Origin of the sequence: Rhodococcus sovatensis (genome assembly GCF_037327425.1) — a bacterium.
Classification (GTDB): domain Bacteria; phylum Actinomycetota; class Actinomycetes; order Mycobacteriales; family Mycobacteriaceae; genus Rhodococcoides; species Rhodococcoides sovatense.
Genome location: NZ_CP147846.1, coordinates 2791641 through 2811629, shown reverse-complemented (window position 1 = coordinate 2811629; position 19989 = coordinate 2791641). Strand labels below are relative to the sequence as shown.

Annotated in this window: 19 protein-coding genes; 8 read left to right on the top strand and 11 right to left on the bottom strand. The window is 63.7% G+C overall.

Annotated features, from left to right (window positions below; all coding sequences use genetic code 11):
* Positions 1–35 precede the first annotated feature (35 nt).
* The 4 genes from WDS16_RS13140 (at position 36) to WDS16_RS13125 (ending at position 3594) form a co-directional block, all read left to right on the top strand.
* The gene (locus tag WDS16_RS13140) at positions 36–1253 is read left to right on the top strand and encodes an NAD(P)H-binding protein (RefSeq protein ID WP_338893070.1); all 1218 of its coding nucleotides are present in this window, start codon (positions 36–38) and stop codon (positions 1251–1253) included.
* A complete protein-coding gene (locus WDS16_RS13135) occupies positions 1253–1966 on the top strand; it encodes a type II CAAX endopeptidase family protein (protein ID WP_338893069.1) in 714 nt (237 codons plus the stop codon). Before WDS16_RS13140 ends, WDS16_RS13135 begins: the two co-directional genes overlap by 1 nt.
* A gap of 84 nt (positions 1967–2050) precedes the next feature.
* A complete protein-coding gene (locus WDS16_RS13130; RefSeq protein WP_068380711.1) occupies positions 2051–2488 on the top strand; it encodes an Lrp/AsnC family transcriptional regulator in 438 nt (145 codons plus the stop codon).
* Complete coding sequence (locus WDS16_RS13125) at positions 2485–3594, top strand: lysylphosphatidylglycerol synthase transmembrane domain-containing protein (protein WP_338893068.1); 1110 nt, start codon at positions 2485–2487, stop codon at positions 3592–3594. Before WDS16_RS13130 ends, WDS16_RS13125 begins: the two co-directional genes overlap by 4 nt.
* Here WDS16_RS13125 and WDS16_RS13120 read toward each other — a convergent pair.
* Together WDS16_RS13120 and WDS16_RS13115 are read right to left on the bottom strand one after the other, a co-directional pair.
* Entirely contained in the window at positions 3543–6239 is a 2697-nt protein-coding gene (locus WDS16_RS13120) for a molybdopterin-dependent oxidoreductase (protein ID WP_338893067.1), read from the bottom strand. The genes WDS16_RS13125 and WDS16_RS13120 overlap by 52 nt on opposite strands.
* Complete coding sequence (locus WDS16_RS13115) at positions 6236–7045, bottom strand: FAD binding domain-containing protein (protein ID WP_338893066.1); 810 nt, start codon at positions 7043–7045, stop codon at positions 6236–6238. The genes WDS16_RS13120 and WDS16_RS13115 overlap by 4 nt, the downstream gene beginning before the upstream one ends.
* Before the next feature lie 149 nt (positions 7046–7194).
* On the opposite strand from WDS16_RS13115, the gene WDS16_RS13110 reads away from it, so the two are divergent.
* Both WDS16_RS13110 and WDS16_RS13105 read left to right on the top strand, forming a co-directional pair.
* Positions 7195–8745, top strand: a complete 1551-nt coding sequence (locus tag WDS16_RS13110) for a PucR family transcriptional regulator (RefSeq protein ID WP_338893065.1) — start codon at positions 7195–7197, stop codon at positions 8743–8745.
* A 10-nt stretch (positions 8746–8755) separates the two neighbouring features.
* Positions 8756–9385, top strand: coding sequence for a DUF2461 domain-containing protein (locus tag WDS16_RS13105; RefSeq protein ID WP_338893064.1), 630 nt, complete (start codon positions 8756–8758; stop codon positions 9383–9385).
* Between the two features lie 91 nt (positions 9386–9476).
* On the opposite strand, the gene pucL is transcribed toward WDS16_RS13105, so the two are convergent.
* From pucL to uraD (WDS16_RS13085), 4 genes are read right to left on the bottom strand one after another with little or no spacing between them, the layout of a single operon-like run.
* On the bottom strand, positions 9477–10397 hold the full coding sequence (pucL, locus tag WDS16_RS13100) for a factor-independent urate hydroxylase (RefSeq protein WP_338893063.1): 921 nt from the start codon (positions 10395–10397) through the stop codon (positions 9477–9479).
* A 1-nt stretch (position 10398) separates the two neighbouring features.
* A complete protein-coding gene (gene uraH, locus WDS16_RS13095; protein ID WP_338893062.1) occupies positions 10399–10725 on the bottom strand; it encodes a hydroxyisourate hydrolase in 327 nt (108 codons plus the stop codon).
* Entirely contained in the window at positions 10722–11225 is a 504-nt protein-coding gene (gene uraD / locus WDS16_RS13090) for a 2-oxo-4-hydroxy-4-carboxy-5-ureidoimidazoline decarboxylase (protein ID WP_338893061.1), read from the bottom strand. Before uraD (WDS16_RS13090) ends, uraH begins: the two co-directional genes overlap by 4 nt.
* Positions 11226–11234: 9 nt before the next feature.
* The gene (gene uraD, locus WDS16_RS13085; protein ID WP_422395829.1) at positions 11235–13169 is read right to left on the bottom strand and encodes a 2-oxo-4-hydroxy-4-carboxy-5-ureidoimidazoline decarboxylase; all 1935 of its coding nucleotides are present in this window, start codon (positions 13167–13169) and stop codon (positions 11235–11237) included.
* A gap of 134 nt (positions 13170–13303) precedes the next feature.
* Between uraD (WDS16_RS13085) and WDS16_RS13080 the strand changes: the two genes are divergently transcribed.
* On the top strand, positions 13304–13846 hold the full coding sequence (locus tag WDS16_RS13080; protein ID WP_338893059.1) for a nucleotidyltransferase family protein: 543 nt from the start codon (positions 13304–13306) through the stop codon (positions 13844–13846).
* Here the strand turns inward: WDS16_RS13080 and WDS16_RS13075 are convergent.
* Positions 13834–14694, bottom strand: coding sequence for a helix-turn-helix transcriptional regulator (locus WDS16_RS13075; RefSeq protein WP_338893058.1), 861 nt, complete (start codon positions 14692–14694; stop codon positions 13834–13836). The genes WDS16_RS13080 and WDS16_RS13075 overlap by 13 nt on opposite strands.
* A 55-nt stretch (positions 14695–14749) precedes the next feature.
* Here WDS16_RS13075 and WDS16_RS13070 point away from each other — a divergent pair, with 55 nt between their 5' ends.
* Positions 14750–15127, top strand: a complete 378-nt coding sequence (locus WDS16_RS13070; RefSeq protein WP_338893057.1) for a VOC family protein — start codon at positions 14750–14752, stop codon at positions 15125–15127.
* Positions 15128–15331: 204 nt separating this feature from the next.
* Here the strand turns inward: WDS16_RS13070 and WDS16_RS13065 are convergent, their stop codons facing one another.
* The 4 genes from WDS16_RS13065 to WDS16_RS13050 all read right to left on the bottom strand — a co-directional run bounded on the left by WDS16_RS13065 (position 15332) and on the right by WDS16_RS13050 (position 19937).
* Complete coding sequence (locus WDS16_RS13065; protein WP_338893056.1) at positions 15332–16039, bottom strand: haloacid dehalogenase type II; 708 nt, start codon at positions 16037–16039, stop codon at positions 15332–15334.
* Between the two features lie 2 nt (positions 16040–16041).
* The gene (locus tag WDS16_RS13060; protein WP_338893055.1) at positions 16042–16473 is read right to left on the bottom strand and encodes a DUF1707 domain-containing protein; all 432 of its coding nucleotides are present in this window, start codon (positions 16471–16473) and stop codon (positions 16042–16044) included.
* A 37-nt stretch (positions 16474–16510) separates the two neighbouring features.
* On the bottom strand, positions 16511–18304 hold the full coding sequence (locus tag WDS16_RS13055) for an acetyl/propionyl/methylcrotonyl-CoA carboxylase subunit alpha (protein WP_338893054.1): 1794 nt from the start codon (positions 18302–18304) through the stop codon (positions 16511–16513).
* Between the two features lie 145 nt (positions 18305–18449).
* Positions 18450–19937 (bottom strand): condensation domain-containing protein, encoded by a 1488-nt coding sequence (locus tag WDS16_RS13050; RefSeq protein ID WP_338893053.1) that lies wholly within the window; start codon positions 19935–19937, stop codon positions 18450–18452.
* Positions 19938–19989 lie beyond the last annotated feature (52 nt).

Sequence of the window (19989 nt, the reverse complement as noted above, 5' to 3'; positions counted from 1 at the left end):
CGGCGGCACTACGCGGATGCGGTTAGCCTCGAGGCATGAGAGTTCTCGTCACCGGCGCCAGTGGGTACATCGGGTCGCGATTGGTCGCAGCACTGCTCGATGACGGTGACACGGTTGTCGCGGCGTCGAGGAATCCCGCAAGCCTGAGCGTATTCGACTGGTGGGACGACGTGCAGCCGTGCGAACTCGATGCGAGTGACGCCGGTTCGCTGAAAGCCGGGTTCGCCGCCGCTGGGCAGATCGATGTCGCGTACTACTTGGTGCACGCGATCGGGCAGTCGGACTATCGAGCTCAGGACCAAAGTTCGGCGGAGCAGTTCGCTGCCGCTGCAGCCGCAGCGGGTGTGAAGAGAATCGTCTATCTGGGAGGCTTCGTTCCCGACGACGAGCAGCTATCCGAGCATCTTGCGAGCCGAGCGGACGTCGGAACGGCGCTGAGCGTGGACGGCGTCGAGCTCGTCTGGCTGAAGGCGGCGATAGTGCTGGGGGCGGGCTCCACGTCGTACGAAATGCTCCGCTACCTCGCGGACAGGCTTCTCGTGCTGCCGCTACCGGCGTGGCTGAGCCATCCCGTTCAACCCATTGCGGTCGACGATGTCCTGTTCTATCTGCTGGCGTCGCGATCGACTGTGCCTGCGGGTGCGTACGACATCGGCGGACCTGACGTCGTGCCCTACCGGGACCTGCTGTTCGCCTACGTCGAAGCTGCCGGTCTGAGGCGGGTCGGCGTTTCGACTCCGGGGGTCCCCACCTCGCTCGCGGGTCGGGTGATCGGCAAGATCATCCCGCTTCCCGACGCGTTGGCGGAGGACTTGGTCGATTCGCTGCACAACACGATGACCACCGGAGAGGACCGTATCGTCGAGCTGGCGGGCGAACCCGTAGGTGGCCGGACCACCGTCGAGGGCGCGATGAACCGAAGCGTGCAGGGCACTGTGGGCACACCACCCGGGGTGCGTGCGCTCAAGGATCCGTTGCGATTGGCGGTGACCGATGCTGCGTGGAGCGGCGGTGACGAGCTCGGCATCCGCAGGTACGGGGTGGCGGCCTCGTCGGGACAGACTTGGAAGCTGTTGGAATCGCTCGGCGCGACCAAGCTTCTCTATTCCTGGCCGGTGGCTGCCGTGGTCCGCACCAACCTGGACGTCGTCGACGGGGTTTCGGATCGCGCCCGATCGGTGATACGACGGGTGCTGCACGATGACAGAGGCGAGGAACTGTCACCGCGAGATGACACGACAACGGAGGTGTGATGGCGTCCTGGCAGACGAGCGTCAGGGACGTCGTCAGATCCGCTCTCGTGGAGAAGGTGGATCGGAACCACGACGAAAGCGACAGAGCGTTTCTCCGTCGACGCATCGTGGTGGTCGTCACCCTGGTTGTCGGCGCGACGCTGTTGGGGGTATCGCTGTCCGTCAGCCCTGGTGACAGCGCGTTCTACCCCTTGACCATCGGTCTGGCGGCGGCATGGATCATCGGCGGCTTCGCCTCCGGCCCTCTGCACCTGGGCCGAATCACCTTCAACGGATCGATGCGACGGCCGATCGTCACGCCGATCCTGATCGGACTCGCCGCGGGAGCGGTCTTCGTAGCAGGCGCGCTCGTCGTGCGCCAGATTCCGCCGCTCGCCGACTTCACCGAAAACGTCCTGGCACACGCCCGGTTCGGCTCACTCGCCCTGATCGTGTTCATCACACTCCTCAATGGTGTTGCAGAAGAGATCTTCTTCCGAGGAGCGTTGTTCGCGGCCATCGGTCGGAAGAAGCCGGTGCTCATTTCGACGATCATCTACACCGTCGTCACGCTGGCGAGTGGCAATCCGATGCTGGCGTTCGCAGCCATCACCCTCGGATTCGTCCTGGCATTGCAGAGGCGCGCGTCGGGCGGCATCCTGGCGCCGATCTTGACGCACGTCGCCTGGTCGACAGTGATGGTCCTCGTTCTGCCTCCATTGTTCGTGTCATGATCGAAAACAGACTATCCCTCCTGAAAAATGAATTGTCTGCGGTCCGATAGGCCGAAAGTTACCTGTCTGAGCTACATTGCGCAGGTGAGCGAAAACCTCGACCGGATCGACCGGTTGATCATCGACGAACTCGTCGCGGACGGGCGTGCGACCCTGGCGACCCTCGCCGAGAAGGCAAGTCTGTCCGTGTCGGCCGTGCAATCGCGAGTGCGGCGACTCGAGTCCAGACGAGTCATCCGTGGGTACACCGCGCAAGTCGATTCAGAAGCGTTGGGTCGACCGTTGTCGGCGTTCGTCGCCATCACCCCGATCGATCCGGCGCAACCCGATGACGCACCTGCCCGGCTCAGGCACATAAGTGCCATCGAATCGTGCCACTCCGTAGCCGGCGAAGAGAGCTATGTTCTACTCGTTCGGGTGGAATCCCCACGCGGCCTCGAACATCTACTGCAGGAGATCCGCGCCACCGCGAACGTGCGCACTCGTAGCACCATCATTCTGCAGACCTTCTACGACCGATGACCCGGTCAGGAGTCCGGAAGGTACTGTCCGCCGTTCTGTCCTACGGCGTGGTCGGTCTTGTCATGTGGCTCCTCTACCGCACTGTGGGAAGCTCCGACGAGGTGTCGAGTGCTATCGACTCCATCTCGCTCGCTCAGGTACTGATCGTGTCGGGTCTCGGACTCGTGTATCTCGCGTCGATGTTCCGGCCGATGGTCTATACCCTTCCCGGATTGTCCATGCGACAAGCCGGCGTGGCCCGCACGGCATCTCTTGCACTTGCCAATACCGTCCCCGAAGGCGGGACCGTGGCAACAGGTTTGACCTTTGCGATGTACCGGTCCTGGGGATTCGGGTTGTCCGACAGCACGACGTCGATCATCGCGATCGGTATCTGGACCAACCTGTCGCGGTACGTGCTCATGTCCGTCGCGCTGGTACTGCTGGTGACGTTCGGTTCCGTTACCGGCTCCACGGTCCTGATCGCGGTGGGGGCGTGCGTCGTCGTGACGGCCGTATGTCTGATGATCGCATTGATCATCACCAACGACGGATTCGCGCGCGGAATCGGCCGGGTGCTCACGCGGTTCCGCAACGCACTGGCGAGGCGGTTCACCAGGATCGAATCTCGAGACATGGAACAGGTCATCGCCGACTTTCGCGTCGACCTACTCGGTCGAGTACGCACATGTTGGCGTGCGCTGACGGCGACCATGTTGCTCTCTCAGCTGCTCGGAGCGTTGGTGCTCGGCGTTGCAGTTCGGATGTCGGGACTGAGCCACGACGAGATCGGCTGGGATCGTATCGTCATCGCATTCGGTGCGATGTGGCTCGCCGCATTCGTGGCGCCGACTCCGGGTGGACTCGGCGTGGCGGAGGCCGCGCTCATCGCGGTGTTGGGTGCCGGACTGGCGGCGAGCGCGCAGGCGGAACTCGTTGCTGCCGTTCTGCTGTTCCGGTTCGCTACCTGGTTCCTACCGATTCCGCTCGGATTGATTGCGTACCTCTACTGGAGGCTGACGACGAACTGGCGGGTCCCCACCGAACGGGCTCTCACCGAACAGACTCCCGAGACTCAGCCGTCCAACGATCTCCATACCCGTTCCGACGACAAGGGCAGCTCGTAAAGGCGTGAGCCGACCGCGTCCTTGATCGCATTCGCCAGCGCAGGGGCGACCGGGTTGTACGGTGACTCACTCATCGATTTCGCGCCGTATGGACCGAGCTGGTCGTACGTATCGGCGAAATAGACCTCGGTGCGCGGGATGTCTGCGAACTGCGGAACGTGATAGCTCCGTATGGAATCGGTGACGACCGTGCCGGCTCCGTCCGTCTTGATTTCCTCGTACAGCGCAGATCCGATACCTTGGGCGACCCCACCTTCGATCTGCCCGCGGCACTGCTGCGGGTTCATGACAATTCCGGCGTCGGCACTCTGAACGGACTGCAGGATACGCACTGTGCCGGTCGACTCTTCGACGGCGACGCGGAAGGCCTGGACGTTGAAGGCCAGTGACCTCGGAACGCCGCCGTTGTCGCCCGTGGTGACGAGGGTCCCGCCTGAAGCGGCCAAAATCTCCGGCAAGGAAACGAACCGCTCCCCGCACTGGACGCCCTCGGGCCCGAGTTCGCAGGACTGCGCCGCACACCCGGAGACGGCGGCGGCGATGTCTCGAATGTGCCTCGACATCGATTGCGCTGCTGCGTACAACGCCTTGCCCGCCACGACGGTCCCTGCAGACCCGAATGCGCCGGTGTCGTACGTCGTTGCGTCCGTGTCCGATTGACGGACGACTATGCGCTCCGGAGAGGTGTGCAGTTCCGTGGCCGCGATCTGCGTGTGCACCGTCGTCGTCCCGTTCCCGAACTCTGCGGTGCCGACGCGAATCTCGTAGCGGCCGTCGCTCAGCATCGCGATCGACGCCTCCGCGACGTGGCCACGCGGGGGAATCGTCGCGATCATCGCCACCGCCATTCCTTCGCCGACCTTCCATCCGTCGGGTGCGCCGGCACCGTCACCCGATCGCAGAGCACGCTCCGCGAGGTCCAGGCACTGGTCGAGGCCGTAGCTACCGAAGATCAGATCGTCCCCCTCGACGTGCACGGCAACAATCGGGTCGCCCGGTACCACGACGTTGCGTCTGCGGAACTCGAAGGGGTCGATGTCCAGGTCGCGGGCGAGATCGTCCAGGGCGGACTCGACGGCGAATATGACCTGCCCGAGCCCGTACCCGCGGAAGGCCCCGGAGGGAATGTTGTTGGTGTACACGGACTTGGCATCGACCCGCTTGTTCGCGCAGCGGTAGAGCGCGACCGACTCGCTGCACCCGTGGAACATCACCCCGGGACTGTGATTGCCATACGCGCCGGCGTCGGTGACGACGTCGATGGCGAGGGCGGTCAACGTACCGTCGGCGGTCGCTGCGGCAGTCACGTCGATTTGAAACGGGTGCCTGCACGGTGAGACGGTGAATTCGTCCGTGCGGGTGAACTCGAACTGGACCGGGGCTCCTGTCTTCAATACTGCAAGCGCAACGACGTCCTCGGTCAGCAGTTCTTGCTTGCCGCCGAATCCGCCGCCGACGCGAGCGGTGAACACACGGACCTTGTCCAGGCCGAGCCCGAATATTTCGCAGATTTCGTCGCGTACGAGGAATGGAACCTGGGTGCTGGTGCGCAACGTCAATCGACCATCGTCGTCGATCCAACCGATGGTGCCGTGCGTTTCGAGGTGCACGTGCTGTATCCGTTGTGTTCGGTAGCGACCGGTCACCACTGCGTCGGCGGACGCGAGCGCGACGTCGACATCCCCGGTACCTCCGTGCAATTCGGCGACGAGGTTGCGTGACGGGTCGCAGATCCTCGACTCGGCCCCCTTGTCGCCGTGCACCAGCGGCGCCCCGGGTTGCGACGCCTCGGCGGGGTCGAACACGGCGGGCAAGGGTTCGTACTCCACGACGAGCGCGCGGCAACCCGCGTCGGCTGCGGCCAGGGTCTCGCCGACGACGACGGCCACTCGCTGGCCTTTGAAGCGCATCACGGTGTCGATGAGGCAAGTGTCGTCCGGATCGTCTGTGCGTTGATTGTGCCGAGCCGTCGAATACACGCGATCGGGGCTGTCGGCCGAGGTGAGGACACATCTGACGCCGGGCAGGGCCTCGGCGGCAGATGTGTCGACTCGCAGGACACGTGCGTGCGCGTGCGGACTCTTCAGGACGCTTGCGTGGAGTAGCCCGGTGGGGGTGTAGTCCAACGTGTACGGTTCGGTGCCGGTGACGATTCTCGTGGCTGCCGGTGCCGACAGCGACCGGCCCGAGGACGGACCCTCGGTGGGCTTCTCGGTGTTCACCACGCCGCGCAGAGCGTCCTCGATCGACCGGTATCCCGTGCAGCGACACAGGTTTCCCTTCAAACGCTCCGGCAGCTCGTTCATATCGCCTGCGTCCAGTGTCGACGCAGTCACCACCATGCCGGCTGTACAGAATCCACATTGGAATCCGCCGGCCTCGACGAACCGCCGCTGAAGAGGGTGCAGATCCTCGGGCGTGCCGAGGCCCGCTACGGTGACAACCTCTCGACCCGCAGCACGGAACGCCGGAAAGATGCACGAGTGCACCGGTTGTCCATCGACGAGCACCGAGCATGCTCCGCAGTCACCGGCGTCGCACCCCTTTTTGACCTCGAAGTGGGCATGGTCACGCAGCATCGTGCGTAGACACTGTCCCGGTCGTGGGGAGCACTCGGTGGGTGTTCCATTGATGTCGACCTTCACGTCAACTCCTCGAGTATCTCCTGGGCCGACCGCAGAGTGATGTGCCTGCGCCAATCCGGTGCGCCGTGTGGATCGTCGTACCAGGCTGCGTCTGGAATGCCCTCTGCCAGAGTAGAAACCAGCTCGTCCTGCGCGGGAGGCGTCGGGAATCGGAAAACGTGGGGGCGAGTTGTCGATGCCGTGATCGAGAGTACGAATCGACCGTCGAGATCCACGCGCCCGATGACGACCGCCGCCGACCGACCGAGCGGCGACAGGGCAGTCTTTCGAAACGCGGTGCGCGCGGACAGTGCTCGCCCGGGCAACTCGATACTGCGCACGACGTCACCGATGCGCAGAGCGTTCTCGTGCGGGCCGGTCACCAGATCCACGACGGGAATGCGGTAGTCGGCGCCGTCGGAAGACCAGACGAACGCAACGCCATCGAGCGCAGTCGCCAGCGAGATCATCGCGCCCGCAGGCAGTGACAAACAGATGTTGCCGCCGACCGTCGCAACCTTCCAGATCTTGAACGACGCGAGCAGAGCCGTTGCGCATTGCTCGAAGAGAACGGTTGCAGGCCACTCGCGGTCGAAGTGAGCTCGGGACAGTTCTTCGATTGTGCACGTCGCGGCGATTTCGAGCCCCTCGCCCGCGGTGATCGGATCCCATCCGAGAGCAGTGATATCGACCAGGCGTCGTAGATGGTCTTGCTTCTCCGACATCAACCAGGTCCCGCCCGCCATGACGGCTGTATCGACGTGACCGGGAGGGAGCCCGGACCTACCGTCGGGAATTACGACATCCTCGATAGTCCCCAGGTCCACGCGTCACCACCTTCACATCCAAGTCATCTTGAACTCTAGTGAACAACTGTTACGTGGGAGGCGTACTGATGCGATACGACGGAAACGCGCGTGAAACACGTGCTCGTTATTGTCCGTTCGTACAAACAAGGGCAGTCGGAGGGGGATGCGTGCAGGTCAAGGACTTGCTCGACGTGCCGGAGTTCGGCATCAGACTGCTCACGACCGACCGGGACGCGCTCGACCGGACAGTACGGTGGACGTTCACCACGGACCTTCCTGATCCGTCTCGCTACATCGCCGGCGGTGAACTCGTCATCACGGGACTGGTCTGGAGGCGTGAGCCCGGCGATTCGGAGACCTTCGTCGCCGCGGTGTTCGGCTCGGGCGCTGCGGCATTGGCTGCCGGGGAGGGCTTGCTCGGCCACATACCGGACGATCTCGTCGACGCGTGCGAGCGTCATGGACTTCCGCTCCTGGCGGTACCCGAATCGGTGTCCTTCGGTGATCTCACGGAGTTCTTGGTCGGACGTGTCACGGGCGACCGAATCGCCGCACTCAATTCCTCGTTGATGCGTCAGCGGCAGCTGTTGACGGCAGTGGCCGAGGGGCGAGCCCTCGACGAACTGGCACTGCACACCGCCCGCGAAACCGGTATGCAGTGCTTGATCTTCACGGCGACCGGCCGTCGTCTGGTCCTCGAGGCCACACCGTTCTCCGACGCCGATGTCGATGCGCTCACTCATCGGGCACTGTCGGCCGATCGTCTGCCCGCCACCGTCAGCCTCGACGGCGGGCGTGAATACAGCATCTTCGCCGTCGGGGCGTCGCTGTCGTCGCGTGCGATGCGCTGGTTCATTGCAGCCGCGGGCAATTTCGAGGAATTCAGTCCGCCCATCGCCGATGCGTTCGGCCAGCTCGCCTCGATCGCGGCACTCGACCGGGCCCGACGCGAAGAAGGTCGTCTTGTGCGTCGTGAAATCGCTGATCAGGCCGTGCAGTTGCTCGAAGAGGATTGGTCCAAGGCCGAAACTCTCGTCCGCCTTCGCCAAGCCGGGGTGGATCCCGATCGTCCGCTGGTGGTGATCAGCGCGGCGTTCGTCGGTCGAGGCGACATGAACGAACTGCTCAGAACCGTGCTGTCGGACACTCTCACGTCCTTCGGTGGCCGGTGTGTCGGAGGCGGAACCAGGGGAGACGTCGTCGGAATCGTCGCGACGAAGGACCTCGACATCGTGCCTGTTCTGCGCACGCGTTTGCGAAGACTGGCTCCTGGTATCGGCCGCGCCAGATTGGCCGTCGGAGTCAGCTCCGAGGTGACCGGGGCCGCACTCGAAGGAGCGATCCATGCTGCGCGGCACGCGGCTGACGTCGCCCGAGCCAGTGATCGACAAGTGGCGGTCGTCGCTGCAGGTGACTTGGACTCGGCATTGTCGTTGGTGTCGACACTTCCCGACCGGGTCCGACGTGAATACGCGGTGCGAGTGCTGGGTCCGGTGTTGGAGTACGACGGAGATTCCGGGCTGCTCGAGACCCTGCGAGAATTCCTCGCGCAGGGCGGGTCGTGGAACCGGACAGCCGAAGTGTTGCACGTGCACCTGAACACCGTCCGGTACCGGATCAAACGAGTCGAGGAATTGCTCGGGCGCGATCTCGGGTCGACGACCGACCGGCTCGATGTGTTTCTGGCACTGGAGTCTGTGGGTACGCCCGCCACCTAGAATTGCCCGTATGGCTTTCACCGGAATCCCGTTCGCTGCGCTCGACTTCTACGAGGACCTCGAAGCTGACAACAGCAAAGTCTGGTGGAACGCCCACAAGGATGTCTACGACCGATCCGTAAAGGCCCCGATGGCGGCGCTTGCGGCCGTGTTGGAGCCGGAATTCGGCCAGGCCAAGCTGTTTCGGCCGTACCGCGATGTCCGGTTCTCCAAGGACAAGACCCCGTACAAGGCGCATCAGGGTGCCTTCGTCGCGAGGGGGCCGAGCTTGGGGTACTACGTGCAGATCGACCCGGCGGGGCTGTTCGTCGCAGGCGGTTTCTACGGCGCGACCACCGAGGGGATCGCCAGATTCCGCGAAGCAGTCGACACGGAGGTCCGCGGAACCGAGCTCGAAGGCATCGTGGCCGCCATGCAGGAGGCAGGGTTCGACATCGGCGGCGACCAGCTGAAGACGAAACCGCGGGGCTACGAGGCGGACCATCCGCGAATAGATCTGCTGCGCCACAAGACGCTCACGGTCAGCAGGCACTTCGGTTCACCCCCGTGGCTCGAGACTCCCGACGCTGCGGTGCAGGTTCGAGATGCGTGGCGGAACATGGCGCCGCTGGTCGAGTGGGCGGAGCAGGTTCTGCAGTAGGGCCCCGGACCAGTGGCACGGTTGAGTACGTTGGGCTGCACATAACCGTGCCACTAGCGCGGAGCGCCTTCGGGCTACTGGCGCGGAGCGCCTACCCGACTATCGAGTACGTGCGCCAGGCAGATCCGCTCTCGGGTGCGTCCTCGCGTTCCACGGTTGCCTGGATGAGGCCGTACGGACGGTCGTCGGCATTGAAGACTTCGTTGTTGTTCTCGACGCCGAAACGGCCGATGTCGTAGAGGAAGTGGTGCTTGTTCGGCGCGGACATGCGGATCTCGGCGATGAACGGGTACTTTTCGAGCACGGCTTCGCCCATTGCGTACAGCGTCTGCTGCAGGGCGAGCGATTGCAGGTTGGCGAATCGTTCGATCATCGCTGCTTTGACCCCGGCGTACACCCCGTCCCAGTCGACATCGGTATGCGTGTATCGCCATTGCGCGGTCAGCGACGTGGCCATCACTCGGTCGTGGGTCGGTTCGAGAACTGTCAGTTCGTCTTCGAGGAATCCCGCGAATTCGGAGCCAGTGGACTTGAGGATGATCATCTCCTTGAAGCCGCTGATCACCCAGGTGCGCTGGTACTCACCCTTGCCCTCGACAGTCACGGCAGAGGTCCTGATCTCCTCACCCTTCCGCGTCCAGGTGTGGTCGTGCTCGGCACCGTCGATCACGACTCGTTGCCACGCATACTCTTCCAGTTCGATACGCGCACCCTCGACGGGTTCGACGTCGTCGACGTAGTGCCGGGCGAGGTCGAGACCGTAGCTCTCTATGTGCAGCAAGCCCTTGGACTTGGCGTAGGTGTATGCGGTCTGCTTCTGGGTGTCGGTCGGAAGGACGTTCGACTGATCGCCGAGAAGGTGAGCGGGGGAAAAGTCACCTCGCAGAGCGCTGGAGACGTTGATGTCGTGGATCTCGTGTCGAGGTGTATCGCGGTAGATGCGCACGACGCGATTTTCGGCCTTGCCGTACTGGTTGGCCCCGAGGACGATCTTGCCGTTCAGGTCGGTCATGTCAACTCCCGCGATAGGTCGAATAGGCGAACGGGGACAACAGCAATGGGACGTGGTAGTGCGCGAGCGGGTCGGCGACGGTGAACGAGATGGACACCTCCGGATAGAACGTCGGTGTGCCGAGTGACTCGAAGTACTGGCCGGTGTCGAACACGAGTCGGTACGTCCCGGAGTCGATCGGTCCCGGTAGCAATTCGGCAATCCGCCCGTCTGCATCGGTTGCCGCGGTCGAGATCTCACCGTCGCCCTCGCGACAGAGCGCAACTCGTATGCCGACGGCAGGCGCGCCGCTGACCGCGTCGAGAACGTGGGTGCTCAGCCCACTCATTCTTCGGGCCCCAGCATGCGGTTCAGCCGGATTCTGTTGATCTTTGCCAATTCCACTCGCAATACCCGTCGCTCGGTCTCGGGGTCGTTCCCCAGTCTCTCGTCGAGGATAGCGAGCAACTCCGGAGCCGACCGACCTGTAGCGCACACCAGGTACACGTGGCCGAATTGGGCCTCGTACTTGCGGTTTGCTTCGGCCAGCGCGGTCAGCACATCGGCGCCCGCGCTCTGTACCGCTGCCTGTTCGCGCTTGGACGATGCGTTGTCGGCTTTGTCTCCGATCCTCGGATGCCCGTCGAGCGCATTGTCGACTTCCGCCTCCGAGAGCTCCGCGAGAACCCGATCTGCTCTGTCCAGAAGCTGATCTCGGGTGGAGTAGGGACGGGAACAGGCGACGCGACGCGCCCAGATCGACGACGAGCAGCACTCGAACAATGCATGCATCGCCTGTCGATCCGAGAGCCTGTTGAAACCATCCAGGCCTATCCATTCGTGTAACAACGCATCTCGCTATCTGTACTCGGTGAGGCGACCGAATCGGGCGGCGGCGATGGGGTTGGCATCGGCGACGAGGTCATCGAAGCGGTAGTTCGCTATCTTGGCGATCTCGATCATCGCGAACGACCGTTCCGCGGCGGTAGCGTTCTCGATTCTGGACCACCCATTGGCGAGTACTCGATCGTATCGTTCGGTCTCGCGCGCGCAGATCACGAGGGGAAAGCCGAAGTGCTGCCGATACTCGGCCGCGAGTTGAACGATGTTCTCGTGCTCGTCCTCTTCGAGGTTGGACAACCCGATGTGATCGGATGCGTTCAGCGTCCCGGTTGCATCTTCACTGCCCAGGTCGGGGTAGTTGTTGATGAGTTCGAGCTGCTCCTCCGTCGTCCCCGCCAGCAGGGATTCCTGGAATGCCTCACGCAGGCTGTGCGCGTCGGCGAACGGTGCCTGTTGGTACGCACGCTCGACCACCCACGGGGTGCCCTGGACGAGACCGCCGAAGGTGGCTGCGAACTCGTCCGGCGTCATTGCATTCACCTTGTCGAGGGTGATGCCCTTGCCTGGGCCTCCCGCCACTGCCTGACCACGGCTTCCGATGTGGAAGAACAGGACGTTCAGCACGATCGCGGTAACGGCGCCTAGTACGATTCCGCTTCCGAACAGCATTTCCAACCAGGCTGGGACACCTTGGGAGACGCTCGGTTGAATTGTCACCAGCATGGCCAGACCGAGGCTGGTCGCGACGATGATGAGGTTCCGGTGGTCGGTGAAGTCGACCTTCGAGAGCGTCTGGATGCCGACGACGGCAACCGTCGCGAACAGCGCGAGCGCCGCACCACCCAGGACTGGAGGTGGGATCGACGCGACGACCGCCGCGGTTTTCGGTAGGAGCCCGAGCAAGATCATGATGCCGCCTGCTGCCGCGACGACCCACCGGCTCCGAACACCGGTGAGTCGAACCAGACCGACGTTCTCCGAGAAGGCCGTGTACGGGAACGAGTTGAAGGTGCCACCGATGACCGTTGCGACACCGTCCGCGCGGAGAGTCGCCGCGATATCGTCCTTCTTGATGCGTTTGCCGACGATCTCTCCGGTGGCGTAGACACTGCCGGTGGTCTCGACAGCAATGATGAGCATGACCACGATCATCGAGATGATGGCGATGAGGCTGAACTTGGGGGCGCCGAACAGGAACGGCTGGGTGAAACCGACCCACGACGCCTCGCCGGTACCGTCGAAGCTCATGTCTCCCAGTACGAATGCGACGGCGCTGCCGATCACCAAACCGAGGAGAACAGCGATCGTCGCCATGAACCCCTTGAAGAATCGCTGGATCAGCACGATGATCAGCAGAGTGCCGATGGCGTAGGCCATCCATCGACCGTTGGTCGGATCCTGCTCGTGTGTTGCAGGATTGGTGACTGCATCGTTCACCGCGACGGGCAGCAGAGCAACACCGATGATGGTGATGACAGTGCCGGTCACCACGGGCGGGAAGAACCGAAGAAGCTTGCTGAAGTACGGAGCCATGAAGAACGTGACGAGGCCGGCGACTATCACCGCCCCGTAGACGTACAGCAGGCCGTCGGTGCCTCCACCGTTGGCCATTGCGATCGCGATGACCGGCGACACGCCTGCGAACGTGACGCCCTGCAGCAGGGGCAGCCGCACGCCGATCTTCCAGAAGCCGACCGACTGGATGATCGATGCGATTCCGCATGTGAACAGATCTGCGTTGATCAGATGGATGAGCTGTTCGTTGGTCAGACCGATGGCGCTACCGATGATGATCGGCACCAGGACTGCACCTGCATAGAACGCGACGACGTGCTGAAAGCCGTACGCCGCAAGCTTCGGAACGGGTAAGACTTCGTCGACGGGATGAACGCGGCGACGTGTGGTGGGTTGCACGGACATGTGGGCACCTCGCGGTAGCAAGCAGGGCATGAGTTCCTGCGGCGCTGCAGGAGAAGTGCTATCAGAATCCGGCATCTCGTCGGTTGTCGCGAGTCGAGCGGGCACAATAATGACCGTCCACCGGGCCGCTGGCTTTGTGTGAACATCCAAACGGAGGGTGACAGGTGTCGGTAGACGCAGTCGGAGTGTTGCTGGCCGCTGGTGCCGGTAGTCGGTACGGTTCCCCGAAAGTCCTCGCGCAGGGCGGGGACTGGCTCGCCGGCGCCGTGCGCGCGTTGCTGGACGGTGGCTGCGACGAGGTGCTGGTAGTGCTCGGCGCAGCGGATTCGCCGATGCCCGATGGTGCTCGCGCTATTTTTGCGCCGGAATGGGCGTCGGGAATGAGTGCGTCGCTGAAGGCAGGGCTATCGGCAGCGGGTGATGCGGCGTTTGCGGTCGTGCATGTCGTCGACACCCCCGACGTCGGATCCGAGGTGGTGCGGGCAGTGTTGTCTGCGGCCCGTGCCTGCAATTCGGGCATCGCGCGAGCAGTGTTCGACGGTGCCCCTGGGCATCCTGTGGTCTTTGGGCGCCGGCATTGGCGCGACGTTATCGAGGGCTCGACGGGTGACGCAGGCGCGCGGGGGTTTCTCCGAGGTCGCAACGACGTGGTTGTGGTCGAGTGTTCCCAGTGGGCGACGGGTGTGGACCACGACTACCGTTCGTGACTGATGTGCAGGCCGTAGGCGCTCGGCGGGACGCCGATGAGTTCGGTGAACTCGCGAGAGAAGTGTGCCTGGTCGAACCAGCCGTATCGCGCGGCCAGGTCTGCGAGCGATCCGTCATACCCGTCGTCCAGTTCGGTCACAACGTCGTGGATGCGGTACCGCGCGAGGACCCACTTGGGCGGCGCTCCGATGTATTTCGCAAATAGTCGTTGCAATCGACGTGCGGGGATGTTGCAGTGTTCCTCTACCTGTGTGACTCGAATCAGCGTGCGATCGTCCAACATGGCCGCGACGATGCCGAGTAGTTCATCGTATTCGGGATCGGTTGTGCAATTGAGGTTCTCCAACGCCGAGTCTGCACTCTCGCGACAGGCGTCGGCGCTCAGGTGTGGTCCGAGTTGGGCCAACGCGTCGACCGTCGCTGTGGGAATCGAGGATGGCGGAGACACCGGTGTATCACGGAGAGATCTGGCATCGGCACCGGTCAGGCTGGTGAAGCCACCAGGGCGAAATTTGATACCGAGGACCCAACCGGTCGCGGCGAGTGTCACGTCGAAGCGGCGGGTGAGAACACCGGTCACGACGACGGGTCCGCCGAGTGCGGCGACTCCGTCACGCACCCAGCCTTTCTCGACACTGAGCGTGTGAGCGGGATGCGGAAGAGTCGAACTGCAGTACGACGTCCCGGCCGGAAGATCCCAGTGCAGCATCCAGTAGTTCTCCACCCAGGGCGTGAGCGACTGCGCGCACGGCAGCCTGACGAGGTCGACATGCCGGGCCAACTGATGGGGTCGCAAAACACCTGCGCCCGTCGATGTGGAGCCTGTCGGATTTTTCCTAGCCGTCATGGGCCGACTCTAGAAGGCTGGACCGACACGCAACGACTTCTCGAGGAGACCGAACATGACCGATACTTCCGTCGCCAAGCTCGAAATGGTCACGCTGGACTGTGCGGACCCCGAAGTGAGCGCATCGTTCTGGTCGTCCCTGCTTGGGTGGAGCATCGTGCACGCCGAAAGGGACTACGCGATGCTCGCCGGACCTTCTCACGCGCTCGGCTTCGGCCGCGTCGAGGACTACCACGCTCCGGCGTGGCCTAACCCGAACGGCAGCAAACAGTTTCATTTCGATCTGTCGGTGGAAGACCTGGACTCCGCGGCACGCAAGGCCGTCGAACTGGGCGCGACACTGCCCACCGATCAGCCGGGGGAGACCTGGCGTGTACTCCTCGACCCGTCCGGGCATCCGTTCTGCCTGACCAAGGCGGAGAACTGGGGCTGAGGGACACTGGTTCCCGAGGACCGGACCACCGTCATCGCCGGCGCGACGGGGGACAGAGCAGCCCAAGATTCACTCCGCAGTCCCGACGGCGTCCATGGGCGGATGTGGATCACGACTTGTTCGCCCTGCCGGAAGCGGACACTTCATCGAGATGCTGACCCGCTCGTATCTGGACAGGAGTGTTGTCGACCAGTCCAGAACCGCTCAACACCCGAGCAGGTCTGCGAGATCGGTGATCGAATCGACGCAGTAGGTCCAATCCGATTCTGCGGCAAGGTCGGTGGCCTGGGCGTTCCCGTGTTCGAGCGGGCGACGGACGAACACGGTCTCGAAGCCGCAGTCCCTGGCCGCGGCCAGGTCGCTGTTGTGGGCAGCGACCATCGTGCAGTCATGCGGAGCAAGCCCGAGGATGTCGGCGGTACGGAGGTATGCCTCGGGTGTCGGCTTGTACGCGCGAGCGGCTTCGGCGCCGAGGATCGCATCCCACGGCAGCCCAGCGTTCTTTGCCATGTCGAGGAGTAGCGAGATGTTGCCGTTGGACAGGGGTGCGACGATGAACCTGGACTTCAAGCGCCCGATACCGTCGACGGAGTCGGGCCACGGTTCGAGTCGATGCCACGCGAAATTCAAGGCACTTACTTCTTCGTCTGGAAGGGTGATCTCGAACTCCGACAGTACTGTTCGCAGGCTCTCCCTGTGCAGGTCGTCGAGGCGAGTGAAGTCGCGGGCGCCTGAGCGCACCTGCTCCATCGCGGGCTGATACAGACTGCGCCAGCGATCGGCGAAGGCGTAGGAATCGACGTGAGGGGGGAGTGCTACCGCGCACTGGGCAGCGACGCTCGTGCGCCAATCGACGACTGTACCGAAGACGTCGAACAGTAGAGCCTTCGACGCCCCTGATCCTGCGGTCACCGTCAGCGGTCGCGTTTCTTCGAGCGGTCTCCGCCGAAAAGAAGGGCGCCCGCCAACGGGATGAGAAGGAAGAACAGCCAGCTGTTGGACACCGGTACGACGAAGAACAGAATCAACGCGATGATGGGAGCTGCGCCCATCACGGCCTTACGCCAATCCCAGCCGTCGTCGGCGTCAGGCTGGGTCGGGGGCACTGCTGGCTCGTTCGATCTCGAGATATCGAGCGGACGCGAGGCGGTGGGTGCAAGCGAGGGCGTCGGAAGGTCTGTGAACACCGAATCGAGTTGTCCGCGAGTCGTCGCTGCGGCGACGACAGCACTACGTTCGTCGAATTCAGGGAGAGTGAGGCGTCCGTCGCTGAGATGCTGACTCAGGTTCGAAAGCGCCTGTTCACGCTCGGCCGTACCTATGCGAACGTCCGGGTTGTCTGCCATGACAAACAGACTAGCCCGGACGTCGCGTGGTTTCGTACTACTTGATTTCGGCGAGGACGGTGCCCTGGGTGATGGCGGATCCTGGTTGCACGGTCAGGCCGGTGACTGTGCCTGCTTTGTGGGCGTTGACGGGGTTTTCCATCTTCATCGCTTCGAGGACGGCGATCAGATCGCCTTCGGCGACGTCCTGGCCTTCTTCGACAGCAACTTTGACGACGGTGCCCTGCATCGGTGCGGTGACCGCGTCACCGGAAGCAGCTCCCGCGCCAGCGCCGCCGCGCTTGCGGGCCTTGGGCTTACGACGAATCGCACCGCCTGATGCTGCTGCCCCGCCGCCGAAGGAGAACTGACCGGGCAGCGAGACCTCGACGCGGCGGCCACCGACCTCGACGACCACAGCCTGACGCGGCAGTACCTCGTCCTCGTCGAGTGGTTCGCCTGCGGTGAACGGGGGAACCTGGTTGTCCCATTCGGTTTCGATCCACCGAGTGTGCACATCGAAGGACTCACCGTCGCCGATGAACGCGGGGTCGGAGACCACAGCAGCGTGGAACGGGATGACCGTCGCCAGGCCTTCGACGGTGAACTCGGCCAGTGCGCGACGCGAACGGGCGAGGGCTTCCTCGCGGGTGGCGCCGGTGACGATCAGCTTGGCGAGCATGGAGTCGAACTGGCCACCGATCACCGAACCCGATTCGACACCGGAGTCCACGCGGACACCGGGACCGGAGGGGGCGATGAAGGTGGTGACCGGTCCGGGGGCGGGCAGGAATCCGCGGCCGGCGTCTTCACCGTTGATGCGGAACTCGAAGGAATGCCCGCGCGGTTCGGGGTCTTCGGTGATGGTCAGTTCTTCGCCGCCCGCGATGCGGAACTGCTGCAGCACGAGGTCGATGCCGGAGGTCTCTTCGGTGACGGGGTGCTCGACCTGCAGGCGAGTGTTGACCTCGAGGAAGGACACGAGTCCGTCTTGGCCGACGAGGTATTCCACGGTGCCGGCGCCGTAGTAGCCGGCTTCGCGGCAGATGGCTTTGGCGGAGGAGTGGATCTCGGCGCGCTGGGCGTCGGTGAGGAACGGGGCGGGTGCTTCTTCGACGAGTTTCTGGAAGCGGCGCTGCAGCGAGCAGTCGCGGGTACCGGCGACGACGACGTTGCCGTGCTGGTCGGCGATGACCTGAGCTTCGACGTGGCGGGGCTTGTCGAGGTAACGCTCGACGAAGCATTCACCGCGGCCGAACGCGGAGACCGCTTCGCGGGTGGCCGAGTCGAACAGTTCGGGGATTTCTTCGCGGGTGCGGGCGACTTTCATGCCGCGTCCGCCGCCGCCGAAGGCAGCTTTGATGGCGATAGGGAGGCCAAATTCGTCGGCGAAGGCGAGGATCTCGTCGGCATCTTTGACGGGCTCGGAGGTGCCGGGGACCGAGGGTGCTTTGGCGCGGGCGGCGATGTGTCGGGCGGTGACTTTGTCGCCGAGGTCGCGGATGGACTGTGGGGACGGTCCGATCCAGATCAGGTTGGCGTCGATGACGGCCTGGGCGAAGTCGGCGTTTTCGGAGAGGAAGCCGTAGCCGGGGTGGATGGCATCTGCCCCGGACTTGGCGGCGGCGTCCAAGATTTTGTCGATCACCAGGTACGACTCGGCCGAGGTCTGACCGCCGAGGGCGAATGCTTCGTCGGCCAGGCGTACGAACGGTGCATCGGCGTCAGGTTCGGCGTAGACGGCGACACTGGTCAGTCCTGCGTCTGCTGCTGCCCTGATCACCCGGACTGCGATCTCGCCGCGGTTCGCGACAAGAACCTTGGTGATACGCGCACTGGCATGGCTGGGCACTGAGCCTCCTGGGGTGTCGTGTGCTCCGTGCAGGCCGTGTGTGCCGCACTGTTACGAGCGTCTCTTCGGAGTTTAAGCACAGGCGAGATCGCAATCGAAACTGGAGGGTGATTATGGTGGCCCTCTCCCGACCGGCGAGCCAACCCTACTGGTCGGTAGCTAAAGGTCCTGTGGATGCTACATCCGTGGTCCGCGCCCAACCTGTCCAGTTGGGCAGGATGGCAGACCCGGTGTCGGCTACCTCGTCGATAATCCGACGAACTGCTCCGATGTACTGGTGCACGTTCGACGTCGCGGTTTCGGTATTGGGGTACCTAGCCGAGATATTGACTCCGCGGGGCGTGCGGTTGATCCAGATGTACACGTCGTGGTCGTACTGCTTGCTCCGAAGAGCGCGGGCGTTCCAGTCGGCCCAATGATCGGCCATCGGAGCGAATCTCACATCCATGAAGGACACGACGAATCGGGGCTTCGCCGTAGTTCCCAGCGCGCGAAAGACGCGATCGAGCGGAACGCGCGCGACCGGCTTGGTTGCCGTCACCTGCTCGGTAGCCTGCGCTAGGACGGCGCCGAACGACTCAGCGTGCGCGATATCGAACGACAACGGGCACAGTCCGACGAACCAGCCAAGCGAGGAAACCCACTGTGGTTGGTCCCGGGTGTGTACGGGGGTGATCGTCCTGAACTGGGTGTTGCCGGACAATTCCGCACCGGCGATCGCAAGTGCGGCCAACAGTCCCGAGAACAGGCTGTTGCCGGTCTTGCGACATGCTACGGAGAAGGAATCTGCGCGCTCGGTGTCCAGAATCCACGCCGACAGACCGCTCTGAGCCGTGTGTGAACCGCTCGGCTCGCCGATGTCCAGAGGAAACGAGGGGAGCAGTCCCTGGCCCTCGTCCAGAAAGCGCTGCCAAGTGACCACAGCCTCGTGGGTGTGCTCCAGCTCTGCATGAATACGGCGTTCGGAGACACCGAAGTCCAGATAGCTGCCGGCTTCGAACAGCTGCGCCGGTATGCAGTCCTTCGCCTCTGCGTAGAGAGCCGAGATTTCGTGGGCGACGAGCACCGTCGAAAGGCCGTCGATGATGGAATGGTCCGCGGCGAAGAAAACCGTGATTCGGCCCTCGTCCTGATCGGCCACGGCCCTGGGCAACGGCTCCAGAGTGACGAAAGCATAGGCGGGCCAGGCGAGGGGAGAGGTGTACTCGTCGAACAGGTACTGCAGATGCTCGAACACCTCGCTGGACTGCTCGCATTGTTCCTGCTCGACCTGCCAGAGGTCGATCGCACCAGGTGTCGTCGTCACGCGGGACAGCTCACCCGACTCTTCGTCGATCGAGGCATGGGAACGCATCGGCTCGTGGCGGTCGATCCAGGCGAGAACGGCCCGGCGGAATGCAGGCTTGTCCAGTGGCCCGTCGATTTCGAAGGCTGCTCCGAGCCAGCTTTCGCGGCCACGCCTGGGGCTGGCGAGACTGGACCGCAGATGGGCCTCGTGCACGTAGGACGTGGGACGCTCGTCAGGGTGCCACCCTGCCAGCGCCGGAGTGCTGGCGTGTGGGCCAACGCTGGGGATCCACTCGGTCATGGTTCCCGCAGGTAGTGCGTAGTCCGCAAGTTCGGTGAATTCCATGCGGACCCGGACCACCTCTCGCGAACGACTTGAACCAGCAACAACCTGACCG